The organism is Pseudomonas sp. GM41(2012) (assembly GCF_000282315.2).
Taxonomy (GTDB): Bacteria; Pseudomonadota; Gammaproteobacteria; order Pseudomonadales; family Pseudomonadaceae; genus Aquipseudomonas.
The window spans coordinates 115,057-127,572 of record NZ_AKJN02000007.1 but is presented as its reverse complement, the minus strand read 5'-3'; the positions used below and the strand labels follow the sequence as shown (position 1 = coordinate 127,572).

12 protein-coding genes are annotated in these 12,516 nt (G+C 56.4%); 2 read left to right on the top strand and 10 right to left on the bottom strand.

Annotation, left to right across the window (positions count from 1 at the left end; translation table 11 throughout):
* Positions 1-7: 7 nt before the first annotated feature.
* The 10 genes from PMI27_RS13855 to rpmH form a co-directional block, all read right to left on the bottom strand.
* A complete protein-coding gene (locus tag PMI27_RS13855) occupies positions 8-415 on the bottom strand; it encodes a F0F1 ATP synthase subunit I (protein WP_007948092.1) in 408 nt (135 codons plus the stop codon).
* A 148-nt stretch (positions 416-563) separates the two neighbouring features.
* Positions 564-1,436, bottom strand: coding sequence for a ParB/RepB/Spo0J family partition protein (locus tag PMI27_RS13860; RefSeq protein ID WP_008027541.1), 873 nt, complete (start codon positions 1,434-1,436; stop codon positions 564-566).
* A 9-nt stretch (positions 1,437-1,445) separates the two neighbouring features.
* Positions 1,446-2,243: a ParA family protein gene (locus tag PMI27_RS13865; protein WP_008155709.1), complete on the bottom strand. Its 798-nt coding sequence runs from the start codon at positions 2,241-2,243 to the stop codon at positions 1,446-1,448.
* A gap of 18 nt (positions 2,244-2,261) precedes the next feature.
* The gene (gene rsmG / locus PMI27_RS13870; RefSeq protein ID WP_008155708.1) at positions 2,262-2,906 is read right to left on the bottom strand and encodes a 16S rRNA (guanine(527)-N(7))-methyltransferase RsmG; all 645 of its coding nucleotides are present in this window, start codon (positions 2,904-2,906) and stop codon (positions 2,262-2,264) included.
* Complete coding sequence (gene mnmG, locus PMI27_RS13875; protein WP_008155707.1) at positions 2,903-4,801, bottom strand: tRNA uridine-5-carboxymethylaminomethyl(34) synthesis enzyme MnmG; 1,899 nt, start codon at positions 4,799-4,801, stop codon at positions 2,903-2,905. The genes rsmG and mnmG overlap by 4 nt, the downstream gene beginning before the upstream one ends.
* A gap of 551 nt (positions 4,802-5,352) precedes the next feature.
* Entirely contained in the window at positions 5,353-6,723 is a 1,371-nt protein-coding gene (mnmE, locus tag PMI27_RS13880; protein WP_008155706.1) for a tRNA uridine-5-carboxymethylaminomethyl(34) synthesis GTPase MnmE, read from the bottom strand.
* A 79-nt stretch (positions 6,724-6,802) separates the two neighbouring features.
* Positions 6,803-8,488 carry a membrane protein insertase YidC gene (gene yidC, locus PMI27_RS13885; protein WP_008155705.1) on the bottom strand — a complete coding sequence of 562 codons (1,686 nt, stop codon included), beginning with the start codon at positions 8,486-8,488 and terminating at the stop codon, positions 6,803-6,805.
* 2 nt (positions 8,489-8,490) lie between these two features.
* Entirely contained in the window at positions 8,491-8,736 is a 246-nt protein-coding gene (gene yidD, locus PMI27_RS30510) for a membrane protein insertion efficiency factor YidD (RefSeq protein ID WP_074872215.1), read from the bottom strand.
* A complete protein-coding gene (rnpA, locus tag PMI27_RS13890) occupies positions 8,729-9,130 on the bottom strand; it encodes a ribonuclease P protein component (protein ID WP_031319201.1) in 402 nt (133 codons plus the stop codon). Before rnpA ends, yidD begins: the two co-directional genes overlap by 8 nt.
* A gap of 16 nt (positions 9,131-9,146) precedes the next feature.
* Positions 9,147-9,281, bottom strand: coding sequence for a 50S ribosomal protein L34 (rpmH, locus tag PMI27_RS30505; RefSeq protein ID WP_003213577.1), 135 nt, complete (start codon positions 9,279-9,281; stop codon positions 9,147-9,149).
* Between the two features lie 567 nt (positions 9,282-9,848).
* Between rpmH and dnaA the strand changes: the two genes are divergently transcribed.
* Together dnaA and dnaN are read left to right on the top strand one after the other, a co-directional pair.
* Complete coding sequence (gene dnaA / locus PMI27_RS13895) at positions 9,849-11,369, top strand: chromosomal replication initiator protein DnaA (RefSeq protein WP_008155703.1); 1,521 nt, start codon at positions 9,849-9,851, stop codon at positions 11,367-11,369.
* 39 nt (positions 11,370-11,408) lie between these two features.
* Positions 11,409-12,512: a DNA polymerase III subunit beta gene (gene dnaN, locus PMI27_RS13900; RefSeq protein ID WP_008155702.1), complete on the top strand. Its 1,104-nt coding sequence runs from the start codon at positions 11,409-11,411 to the stop codon at positions 12,510-12,512.
* Positions 12,513-12,516 lie beyond the last annotated feature (4 nt).

The following is a 12,516-nucleotide window of genomic DNA, read 5'->3' as shown; positions in this document are numbered from 1 at the left end:
AAACGCCCTAAGGTCTCGAAAGTCTTGTTCTCATCAGCAGGGGCGCGAACCAGCTGACCAGTTGGGTCAACACGAAGACGCCGAATACAGCTAGCGGCGCCAATGGCTTCACACCTGCAAACGTCAATGCAAAGAGCACTGCCGTCAAAATTAGTTTGCCCGCCTCGCCGGCATAAAAAGACCGGACGATGGCTTGAGCTGCTCGGGCGCCGGAAAACCGAAATGCCCTGTGAGCGAAATAAACATTGGGTAGCAAGGCTATCAGGCCTCCGCAGAGTCCTGAGTACCCGGCTACGACTCCATGCCAGTACCAAAGCGCCAAAGCGGCCAGTACCAAAACGACAAATTGAGCCAGTAGGACCGGAAAAACTGCCAGGCGATGGAACGGCAAGCGGTTTGGCGTGCGGCTCTCCATCGTTTTTGCTCCCCAATGATCGGCTGCCAGAATTCAATAACTTGGCATAATTTGTGCCGACAAAATGCGCGCAGAGTATAGGGGCGGTTCTGCCCCTATTCAACTGTCAGGTAGTGATTTCCGACTGCACGCTACATGAGGAAATGTTTCAGCGAATGTGTGCAAGTACACCTTGAAGCTCATCGAGGGAGTTGTAACCGATCACCAACTGCCCCTTCCCCTTTTTCCCGTGGCGAATCTGCACCGCAGAGCCTAGGCGCTCAGCCAGACGCTGTTCGAGTCGAGCGATATCCGGGTCCGGCTTTACCGGTTCAGCAGGTTCCTGTTTACCACTCAACCACTGGCGAACCAGTGCTTCAGTCTGGCGTACAGTCAGCCCCCGTGCGACAACATGTCGCGCCCCTTCAACCTGTTGATTTTCCGGTAAACCGAGCAAAGCACGGGCATGACCCATTTCCAGGTCGCCGTGGGACAGCATGGTTTTGATGACTTCCGGCAACGCGATCAAGCGTAGCAGGTTGGCCACGGTCACGCGGGATTTGCCCACCGCTTCGGCCACTTGTTGCTGAGTCAGCTGGAATTCCTGCTGCAAACGCTGCAACGCAACCGCTTCTTCGATCGGGTTGAGGTCTTCGCGCTGGATGTTCTCGATCAGCGCCATGGCGATCGCGGTTTCATCCGGCACATCGCGAACCATTGCCGGGATGGTTTCCTGGCCCGCTTGCTGGCTGGCGCGCCAGCGGCGTTCACCGGCGATGATTTCGAAGCGACCGCTGCCAATCGGGCGAACCACGATCGGCTGCATGACGCCCTGAGCCTTGATCGACTGCGCCAGCTCTTCCAGCGCCTGAGGATCCATGTCACGCCGCGGCTGGTACTTGCCGCGCTGGATCAGGTCCAGGGGCAGGTGCTGCAGCTCACGCTGATCAGCCTGCACCGCTTGTTCTTCCAGCGAGCTGACAGTCGGACCACTCAGCAGTGCATCCAGTCCACGTCCGAGACCTCGTTTCTTGACGGCCATGGGGATTCCTTAAGTTGCCTGAGCAGCGGCAGTGCGTGAGTTTTTGCGTTGACGACGAACCATCTCGCCCGCCAATGCCAGATAGGCAATGGCGCCCCGCGATGATTTGTCGTACGCCAGCGCCGGCATGCCATAGCTTGGTGCTTCAGCCAGGCGGATGTTGCGCGGAATCACCGTGTCGTAGAGCTGCTCGCCGAAGTGCTCCTTGAGCTGCGCCGAAACATCGTTCATCAGGCTCAGGCGCGGGTCATACATGGTCCGCAACAGGCCTTCGACTTTCAGGTTCGGGTTCAGCAACTCAGCGATGCGCTTGATGTTATCCACAAGGTCGCTCAAGCCTTCGAGCGCGAAGTACTCGCACTGCATGGGGATAATTACCCCATCAGCGGCGACCAAAGCGTTCAGCGTGAGCATCGACAACGACGGCGGGCAGTCGATCAAAATGTAATCGTAGTTTTCACGGATCGGCGCCAATGCACTGCGCAGGCGGCTTTCCTTCATCTGCATTTCCAGCAGAACCACTTCGGCCGCGGTCAGGTCGCGGTTGGCCGGCAGCAGTTGGTAACCACCATGCTCGGAGTAGTGCATGGCCTGGGCCAGATCGCATTCGCCGATCAGCAGGTCGTAGACCGAGTTCTCCAGGCCGTGTTTATCCACACCGCTACCCATGGTGGCGTTGCCCTGTGGATCGAGATCGATCAACAGCACCCGACGCTTGGTAGCGACCAGGGAAGCTGCGAGGTTGATACAGGTGGTGGTCTTGCCCACACCACCCTTTTGGTTCGCTATCGCGAATACCTTAGCCATTCTTGCTTGTGTTCCCAATCATGCCGTGCGGCGCAGTATCAGCAGATGGCGTTGGCCTTGGCAACCGGGTACGGCCAGGGCGTGTTCGCTATCGAGGTGGAAGTCTGCCGGCAATGCTACCAGCTCATCGGCGGGATGAACGCCCTTCATTGCCAGCCAACGTGTTTCGGTGTCGCCGAGGTGGCGAGTCCAGTTGCTGAAGTTCTCCATGCTGCTGAACGCCCGGGAAATGATCCCGTTGAATGGCTGAGCAGGTTGAAAAGCTTCGACGCGACTGTGGATAACTTGCAGGTTATCCAGTTTGAGTTCGAGTTTGACCTGAGTCAGGAAGCGGGTTTTCTTGCCGTTGCTGTCCAGGCAAGTCACTTGGGACTCTGGAAACAGGATGGCCAGCGGAATACCCGGCATGCCCCCACCGCTGCCAACGTCCAGCCAGCGGCCGTTTTCGACGAACGACATCACGCTCAGACTGTCGAGCAAGTGACGGGAAACCATTTCATCCGGATCGCGTACCGCGGTCAGGTTGTAAGCCTTGTTCCATTTGATCAACAGGGCCAGATAACCCAGCAGCTGAGCATGCTGGGTTTCTGTCAGCGTGACACCGAGCTGGCGAGCACCTGTGGATAACTCTTCTGCGTGTTGCGAGGTGACCAACGAACTCAAGCGCTTTGCTCCAACTGACGGCCCGCGCCGCGTTTTTTCAGATGAATCATCAACAGCGAAATCGCTGCCGGCGTCACACCCGGGATACGCGACGCCTGACCCAAGGTTTCTGGACGGGTCGCACCGAGCTTGCTCTGGATCTCTTTGGAGAGACCGGAAATATTCGTGTAATCGATATCCACAGGCAGTTTTGTGTCTTCGCTGGCCCGCAGACGAGCGATTTCATCCTGTTGGCGATCGATGTAACCGGCGTATTTGGTCTTGATTTCGACCTGCTCGGCGACTTGTGGATCTTCTGCGCCACCACCGGTCACGGCGATCAGACCAGCGTAGTCGATTTCCGGACGGCTCAGCAGATTGAGCAAGTTGTATTCATGGGTCAGCGGCGTGCCGAACTTCTCGGAAATTGCATCGCCTTGCTCGGTGCCCGGGCGAACCCAGGTACTTTTCAGGCGTTGCTCTTCCAGCGTGATGCTTTCGCGTTTGGTGCAGAACGCAGCCCAACGCGCGTCATCCACCAGACCCAGTTCGCGACCTTTTTCGGTCAAGCGCAGGTCGGCGTTGTCTTCGCGCAGGATCAGGCGGTATTCGGCGCGGGACGTAAACATCCGATACGGTTCCTGGGTACCCAGGGTAATCAGGTCGTCGACCAACACGCCAATGTACGCCTCGTCGCGACGCGGGCACCAGGCATCTTTGCCCTGAGCACGCAGTGCGGCGTTGGCCCCGGCCAGCAAACCCTGGGCGCCGGCTTCTTCGTAACCGGTGGTGCCGTTGATTTGCCCGGCGAAGAACAGACCGCCGATGACTTTGGTTTCCAGGTTGTACTTCAGGTCACGCGGGTCGAAGTAGTCGTATTCGATGGCGTAACCCGGACGAACGATGTGCGCGTTTTCCATGCCGCGGATCGATTGCACGATCTGCAGTTGCACGTCGAACGGCAAGGATGTGGATATCCCGTTCGGGTACAGCTCGTTGGTCGTCAGTCCTTCCGGTTCGATAAAGACCTGATGGCTGTCCTTGTCGGCAAAGCGATGGATCTTGTCTTCGATCGACGGGCAGTACCGCGGACCAATGCCTTCGATCAACCCGGCATCGGAATACATCGGCGACCGATCCAGGTTGGCGGCAATGATTTCGTGGGTGCGGGCGTTGGTGTGGGTAATCCAGCAGCTGACCTGTTTCGGATGCTGCTCTTTGGAACCCATGAACGACATCACCGGGATCGGTGTATCGCCGGCTTGCTCGGTCATCACCGAGAAATCCACAGAACGACCGTCGATACGCGGTGGTGTGCCGGTTTTCAGGCGACCAACGCGCAATGGCAATTCACGCAAACGGTGAGCCAGGGCGATCGACGGTGGATCACCGGCACGGCCACCGGAAAAATTCTGCATTCCGATGTGGATAAGTCCACCGAGGAAGGTGCCAGTGGTCAACACCACGGAATCCGCGAAGAAACGCAGGCCCATTTGGGTGACAACACCGCGCACTTGTTCCTGCTCGACGATCAGGTCGTCGGCAGCCTGTTGAAATATCCACAGGTTCGGCTGGTTTTCGAGGATTTCGCGGACAGCGGCCTTGTACAGAACCCTATCAGCCTGAGCGCGGGTAGCACGCACGGCCGGGCCTTTGCGGCTGTTCAATACGCGAAATTGAATACCACCTTTATCGGTAGCCATGGCCATCGCGCCGCCGAGGGCATCGATTTCCTTGACCAGATGGCTTTTGCCGATCCCACCGATAGCGGGGTTGCAACTCATGGCACCGAGGGTTTCCACGTTATGCGTCAGCAACAGGGTTTTTGCACCCATACGTGCTGAGGCCAGTGCTGCCTCGGTACCGGCATGACCGCCGCCGATGACGATCACTTCAAAACGGGAAGGGAAATCCACCACGCACCTCGTGCCTGCTTCAGTTAGGTAATCAGGAATAGTTTGAGCTCAGGTTTTTGGACCTGGTCGGCAAGTATAGGGACTTCGCCCTTCCTAAAGAACCCTTTGCACAAAATTTAACCAGCTGTGGAGAAGTCGCGGTTATAGAAATTAAAAAGAGAGAAATTTATTAAATCTTTGTTTTTATGTTTATTTCTACTGAGCCACCTTTCTGTGGATAGAACTCTACAGGCCTTTATATTCAATATGTACAGAGATTCAAAACCCTGTGGTCATGTGCCAATGAGGCCCTTGGATAACCGGTTTAAGCCTGTGGATGAAAGGGGTACTTATCCACAGGGGCGGTTATCTTCAGTTTTGAGGCCCTGTTATCAACTGCCCTTAGTGGCAGTTATTCACAGGGCTTAATCCACAGAAAACTGCTGAATAAGCAAATCCCGGACACGGAAAATCCGCTCAAGCAGAAAGAATCGGCTCAGCACTGGAAGAGAATTCAAGAAAAGGAGGGAACAGACAGGCACGAATGGCCTGTCTGTGGACAACGGGGAAGATTATTTACCGATACAGAAGCTGGAAAAGATCCGTCCCAGCAGGTCATCGGAGCTGAATGCACCGGTGATTTCACCCAAAGCGTGCTGAGCCTGGCGCAAATCTTCGGCCAACAGTTCGCCGGCACCCGCCAGGGTCAGCTGCGCACGGCCGTGCTCAAGGGAAGCACTGGCGTGACGCAACGCTTCAAGGTGACGCCTGCGAGCACTGAAGCTGCTTTCCGAGGTCTGTTCGTAGCCCATGCAGGCCTTGAGGTGATCGCGCAGCAATTCCAGCCCTTCACCTGCAGACTTGGCGCTCAGGCTGATGGTGACGTGGCCATCCTCGCTGACTTCCAGGGCAATGGCTTCGCCCGTGAGGTCTGCCTTGTTTCGGATCAGCGTGACTTTCGCCGGATCGGGACGGATTTCCAGAAATTCAGGCCATAACGCGAACGGATCAAGTGCCTCAGGAGCCGTAGCATCGACCACCAACAGCACACGATCAGCCTCGCCGATTGCTTTCAATGCACGTTCGACGCCGATTTTTTCCACCTGGTCGTCGGTATCTCGCAGACCTGCGGTGTCGACCACGTGCAGCGGCATGCCATCGATGTGGATATGTTCACGAAGAATGTCCCGGGTAGTGCCGGCAATCTCGGTGACGATAGCGGCTTCACGACCGGCCAGTGCATTCAACAGGCTGGATTTACCGGCATTCGGCCGGCCGGCGATCACCACGGTCATCCCGTCACGCAGCAAGGCACCCTGCCCGGCTTCTCGGAGTACGGTGGATAACTCGTCACGTACTTTGTCGAGCATGCTCAGTACGTGGCCATCGGCGAGGAAGTCGATTTCCTCTTCAGGGAAGTCGATCGCCGCTTCGACATAGATGCGCAGGCCAATCAGTTGCTCGGTGAGATTATGCACACGCTCCGAGAATGCGCCCTGCAAGGAACGCAGGGCATTTCGTGCAGCCTGTGCAGAACTCGCCTCGATCAAGTCGGCGATGGCTTCGGCCTGAGCCAGGTCGAGTTTGTCGTTGAGGAACGCGCGCTCGCTGAATTCACCCGGCCGGGCCAACCGACAGCCCAGTTCCAGGCAACGCTTGAGCAGCATATCCAGAACGACCGGACCGCCGTGGCCCTGGAGTTCCAGCACATCTTCACCGGTGAATGAGTTCGGGCCGGGAAAATACAGGGCGATGCCTTGATCCAGCACCTCATCATTTTCACTGAGGAACGGGCCGTAGTGCGCGAATCGCGGCTTGAGTTCACGACCGCTGAAGGCCTTGGCCGCAACACTCGCCAGCGGCCCGGAAATACGGACGATACCCACACCGCCGCGACCTTGAGCGGTGGCGACGGCGGCGATGGTTTCACGAGGAACGCTCATAAACCGTTATCCAGACAAAAGTGACAGATAGCAAAACGCCCCACTAGGGGGCGTTTTGAGTGGTTATCCACAGTGTAAATCAGGCAGCTGCTTTAGTAGCCGCTTCGATTTTACGCGTGATGTACCACTGTTGGGCGATCGACAGGCAGTTGTTCACTACCCAGTACAGCACCAGACCAGCCGGGAACCACAGGAAGAAGAAGGTGAAGATGATTGGCATCAGCTTCATCACTTTGGCCTGCATCGGATCCGGAGGAGTCGGGTTCAACTGCTGCTGGATGAACATGGTTGCACCCATGATGATCGGCAGAATGAAGAACGGGTCCTTGATCGACAGGTCAGTAATCCACAGCATGAACGGCGCTTGGCGCATTTCAACGCTTTCCAGCAGAACCCAGTACAGTGAAAGGAAAACCGGCATCTGCACGAGGATTGGCAAGCAACCACCCAGCGGATTGATCTTCTCTTTCTTGTACAGCTCCATCATGGATTGCGACATTTTCTGCCGGTCGTCGCCATGTTGCTCTTTCAGCGCGGCCAGTTTCGGTGCCACTGCACGCATGCGCGCCATGGATTTGTAGCTGGCAGCCGACAGCGGGAAGAAAATCCCTTTGATCAGCATGGTCAGGAAGATGATCGACCAGCCCCAGTTACCGACCAGCGCGTGGATGTGTTGCAGCAACCAGAAGATTGGCTGGGCAATGAACCACAGAATGCCGTAGTCGACGGTCAGTTCCAGACCTGGGGACAACTCTTTCAGCACAGCCTGGCTTTTCGGACCGGCATACAGAACGGCACTGGTCTCGCCTTTTGCACCTGGCGCGACAGACATTGCCGGTGCGGTGTAGCCGATGATGTAGTTACCTTTGCTGTCTTTACGGGTCTGGACGAGGTTGTTCTCGCCTTTCGCCGGAATCCACGCGGTCACGAAGTAGTGCTGCAACCATGCAACCCAACCACCGTTAACGGTTTCTTTCAGCTGAGCCTTGTCCATGTCCTTCATGGACACTTTCTTGTACGGCTCGTTACTTGTCCACAGGGCGGCGCCCAGGTAAGTCGCGGTGCCGGTGGCAGTGCTGGAAGAAGGATCGGAGCTGGCGTCACGCTTCAATTGCGCGAACATTGCACCGGACCAGGGTTTGGCACTCTGGTTATCGATCAGGTAGGAAACGGTTACGTCATACAGGCCGCGTTTCAGGGTGAAACGCTTGATGTAGTTGACGCCGTCCTTGCTGAACTTCAGGTCTGCGACCAATTGGTCCTGACCGTCAGCCAGTTGGTAAATCTTCTTCTCCGAGGAGTAAACCGGACGACCGGCAGGACTCGCGTCCGGACCGTCGGTGCCGATCAAACCACTTTGAGCCAGATAAGTCCGCTCGTTGCCGTTATCGAACAACTGGAATGGGATTTCCGGATGGTCCTGGCGACGTGGATACAGCGGCAGCGTCAACTGCGCAACATCACCACCTTGTGGATCGATTGCCAGGTTGAGCACATCCGTTTTGATCTGGATGAGGTCTTTGCTTGCAGCTACTGGTGTTTCAGCAGGTGCAGTTGCACTGGTATCGCTTGCGGCGCGTGGAATGTCGTCACTGACAGAAGCATTATTGCCAGTCGCCGTATCCGGTAGGCCCGGTGCGGTAGTACTGGAAGCAACATTCTGAGTCGGCAGGGCAGCCTGGCCATAGTCCTGGTTCCATTTAAGAACCATAACGTAGGACACGATTGCCAGGGCGACGATCAGGATCGTGCGTTTGATATCCATGATTACTCGGCCATCGAAGAAGAACGGGAGGTAGGGATAGATGGAACCGGGTCATAACCACCGGGATTCCACGGATGACAGCGACCTAAACGACGAAAGGCCAGCCAGCCACCGCGCAGAAGGCCATGATTTTCTATGGCTTCATACGCGTAGCAGGAACAACTGGGGTAGAAACGACAGTGACTGGCCATCAGAGGACTAATGGCATAGCGATAAAACTGGATCGGAACGAGTGCCAGTTTACGCATCGGGACTGTCTACCCCTACAGTTTCGGTTTTGACTGCTGGTACCGGCGTGCTGCGTGCCAGACGCTTCCAGAGTTTGCCGAAATGCTGAATCAATTCGGGGTTTTCTACGTCACCCAAACCTTTGCGCGCGACGATAACGATGTCCCAGCCGGCCAGTGAGTCCTGGTTCAGACGGAACGATTCGCGCATCAGACGTTTGAGGCGATTGCGCTCGACGGAGAGCTTTACGCTCTTTTTCCCGATAACCAGCCCGAGACGGGGGTGATCGAGATCGTTGTTGCGCGCAAGGAGCAGGAGATTTTTCCCCGGAACCTTGCCGGTAGGGGAGTCAAAGACTGCCTTGAAATGCCGGGGAGTAAGCAGACGCTTTTCCCGACTGAAGTCCTGACTCACCTCCAGTGCCGGATTATCAAACTGCCAGACGCGCACGACCTTTGGCGCGACGACGCGACAGGACGGCACGACCGTTCTTGGTAGCCATGCGAGCACGGAAACCGTGGGTACGAGCGCGTTTGATAGTGCTTGGTTGGAAAGTACGTTTCATTGTCGTGTTACCTGGTTCGTCCACAACGGGCCGGAATGGCCCCCGTTTTAAGAGACCGGGGATTCTAGAGAAAGCAAGCCTCTAGGTCAATTTCCAACCAGCGTTTCCTTATAAATAGATCTCCAGACGTTTTTCCTGTCGAGCACCTTGGCTAGATATAGAAATTAAGAAGGAAAGTATTTAAAGCTTTTCTGTAAAGCTTATAAAAGCTAGGGACACGATCATCTGTGGATAACTGCTATCAGCCCTTTAAAGTCGTGATGTACAGAGAATGACAACTACGGTGGAAAACGGTGGTAACCCTGTGCTGCGCTGTCGGATAAGCTGTGTGTGAAAGAGGCACTTATCCACAGGGTGGTTATCCACCGAGTTTCCCCCCCACTTGTGCAACGACCTTAGACCCGGTTATCCACAGAGCTTATGCACAGACCGCTGGTCGTCTTTTTTTCGTATAAATCACTGATTCTTCATGGGAGGTGCACAACCTTCGTGTGGATAAGTCGGGGCTTGGTCGGCTACAATGGCGGCTTGTTTTTGCCTCACCGGCTTTCAACTTAGGGGATATCCGTGTCAGTGGAACTTTGGCAGCAGTGCGTGGAGCTTTTGCGCGATGAGCTGCCTGCCCAACAATTCAACACTTGGATCCGTCCACTACAGGTCGAAGCCGAAGGCGACGAGTTGCGTGTCTACGCACCGAATCGTTTTGTTCTCGACTGGGTCAACGAAAAGTACCTGGGCCGCGTCCTTGAACTGCTGGATGAGCATGGCAATGGCATGGCGCCGGCGCTGTCCTTATTAATAGGCAGCAAACGCAGTTCGGCACCACGTGCTGCCCCGAATGCTCCGTTGGCCGCCGCTGCTTCACAGGCTCAGGCTGCTCAAGCACCCGTCAGCGCCCCGGCACCAGCCCAGGTAACCGCTCCGACCAAGCGTGCGACGCAAAAAGTTGCCGACATTAATGAAGAGCCATCGCGCGACAGCTTCGACCCGATGGCCGGGGCCAGTTCGCAACAAGCTCCGATTCGCGCCGAACAGCGTACGGTGCAGGTCGAAGGCGCGCTCAAGCACACCAGCTACCTGAACCGCACCTTCACCTTCGAAAACTTCGTCGAGGGCAAGTCCAACCAACTGGCCCGGGCTGCGGCCTGGCAAGTGGCGGACAATCCCAAGCACGGTTACAACCCGCTCTTCCTTTATGGTGGCGTCGGCTTGGGTAAAACCCACTTGATGCACGCTGTGGGTAACCACCTGTTAAAGAAGAATCCGAATGCCAAGGTTGTGTACCTGCATTCCGAGCGGTTCGTGGCCGATATGGTCAAGGCCCTGCAGCTGAACGCCATCAACGAGTTCAAGCGCTTCTACCGTTCGGTGGATGCGTTGCTGATCGACGACATTCAGTTCTTCGCCCGTAAAGAACGTTCCCAGGAAGAGTTTTTCCACACCTTCAACGCCCTGCTTGAAGGTGGCCAGCAGGTCATTCTCACCAGTGACCGCTACCCGAAAGAAATCGAAGGCCTTGAAGAGCGCCTCAAATCCCGCTTCGGCTGGGGCCTGACGGTAGCCGTCGAGCCGCCGGAACTGGAAACACGCGTGGCGATCCTGATGAAAAAGGCCGATCAGGCCAAAGTCGATCTGCCCCATGACGCGGCGTTCTTCATTGCCCAGCGTATTCGTTCCAACGTCCGTGAGCTGGAAGGCGCGCTCAAACGCGTGATCGCCCACTCGCACTTCATGGGCCGCGATATCACCATCGAGTTGATTCGCGAATCCCTGAAAGATCTGTTGGCACTGCAAGACAAACTGGTCTCTGTGGATAACATTCAGCGCACTGTCGCCGAGTACTACAAGATCAAGATCTCCGACCTGCTGTCCAAGCGTCGTTCACGCTCGGTAGCTCGTCCGCGTCAGGTTGCAATGGCCCTCTCCAAAGAGTTGACTAACCACAGCCTGCCGGAAATCGGCGACGTGTTTGGCGGCCGGGACCACACGACTGTTTTGCACGCCTGTCGCAAGATCAACGAACTTAAGGAATCCGACGCGGACATCCGCGAGGACTATAAGAACCTGCTGCGTACACTGACCACTTGATGAACACCAGCGCAGCTTATTAAGGCAAGGGACTAGACCATGCATTTCACCATTCAACGCGAAGCCCTGTTGAAACCCCTGCAACTGGTCGCAGGCGTCGTCGAACGCCGACAGACCTTGCCGGTGCTCTCCAACGTGCTGCTGGTTGTCGAAGGCCAGCAATTGTCGCTGACCGGTACCGACCTGGAAGTCGAGCTGGTTGGTCGTGTACAACTCGAAGAGCCTGCCGATCCAGGTTCCATCACTGTGCCTGCGCGCAAGCTGATGGATATCTGCAAAAGCTTGCCCAACGATGCGCTGATCGACATCAAGGTCGACGAGCAGAAGCTCGTGGTGAAGGCCGGCCGTAGCCGCTTCACCCTGTCGACCCTGCCGGCCAATGACTTCCCGACTGTGGAAGAAGGCCCAGGCTCGTTGACGTGCAGCCTTGAGCAAAGCAAATTGCGTCGTCTGATCGAACGCACCAGCTTCGCCATGGCCCAGCAGGACGTGCGCTACTACCTCAACGGCATGCTGCTGGAAGTTTCCGAAGGCATCATCCGCGCCGTGGCCACCGACGGTCACCGTCTGGCCATGTGCTCGATGAAGGCCGATATCGGTCAGCCGGACCGCCACCAGGTCATCGTGCCACGTAAAGGTATCCTTGAACTGGCGCGCCTGCTGACTGAGCCGGACGGCATCGTCAGCATCGTCCTGGGTCAACACCACATCCGCGCCACCACCGGCGAGTTCACCTTCACCTCGAAACTGGTCGACGGCAAATTCCCGGACTACGAGCGTGTTCTGCCAAAAGGTGGCGACAAGCTGGTGCTCGGCGATCGTCAGGCCCTGCGTGAAGCCTTCAGCCGTACCGCGATTCTGTCCAACGAGAAGTACCGCGGCATCCGTCTGCAACTGGCCAATGGTCAGCTGAAGATCCAGGCGAACAACCCGGAACAGGAAGAAGCGGAAGAAGAAGTGGGCGTTGAGTACAACGGCGGCAATCTGGAAATCGGCTTCAACGTGAGCTATCTGCTCGACGTACTGGGCGTGATGACCACTGAGCAGGTTCGTTTGATCCTGTCCGACTCCAACAGCAGCGCGCTGGTGCAAGAGTCCGATAACGACGACTCGGCCTACGTTGTCATGCCGATGCGTCTGTAATCAT

Coding starts and splice junctions, on each gene's coding strand:
- PMI27_RS13865 (WP_008155709.1), bottom strand. CDS start 2,243: ATGGCTAAGGTATTCGCGATAGCGAACCAAAAGGGTGGTGTGGGCAAG.
- dnaN (WP_008155702.1), top strand. CDS start 11,409: ATGCATTTCACCATTCAACGCGAAGCCCTGTTGAAACCCCTGCAACTG.
- PMI27_RS13860 (WP_008027541.1), bottom strand. CDS start 1,436: ATGGCCGTCAAGAAACGAGGTCTCGGACGTGGACTGGATGCACTGCTG.
- mnmE (WP_008155706.1), bottom strand. CDS start 6,723: ATGAGCGTTCCTCGTGAAACCATCGCCGCCGTCGCCACCGCTCAAGGT.
- PMI27_RS13855 (WP_007948092.1), bottom strand. CDS start 415: ATGGAGAGCCGCACGCCAAACCGCTTGCCGTTCCATCGCCTGGCAGTT.
- rpmH (WP_003213577.1), bottom strand. CDS start 9,281: ATGAAACGTACTTTCCAACCAAGCACTATCAAACGCGCTCGTACCCAC.
- yidC (WP_008155705.1), bottom strand. CDS start 8,488: ATGGATATCAAACGCACGATCCTGATCGTCGCCCTGGCAATCGTGTCC.
- yidD (WP_074872215.1), bottom strand. CDS start 8,736: ATGCGTAAACTGGCACTCGTTCCGATCCAGTTTTATCGCTATGCCATT.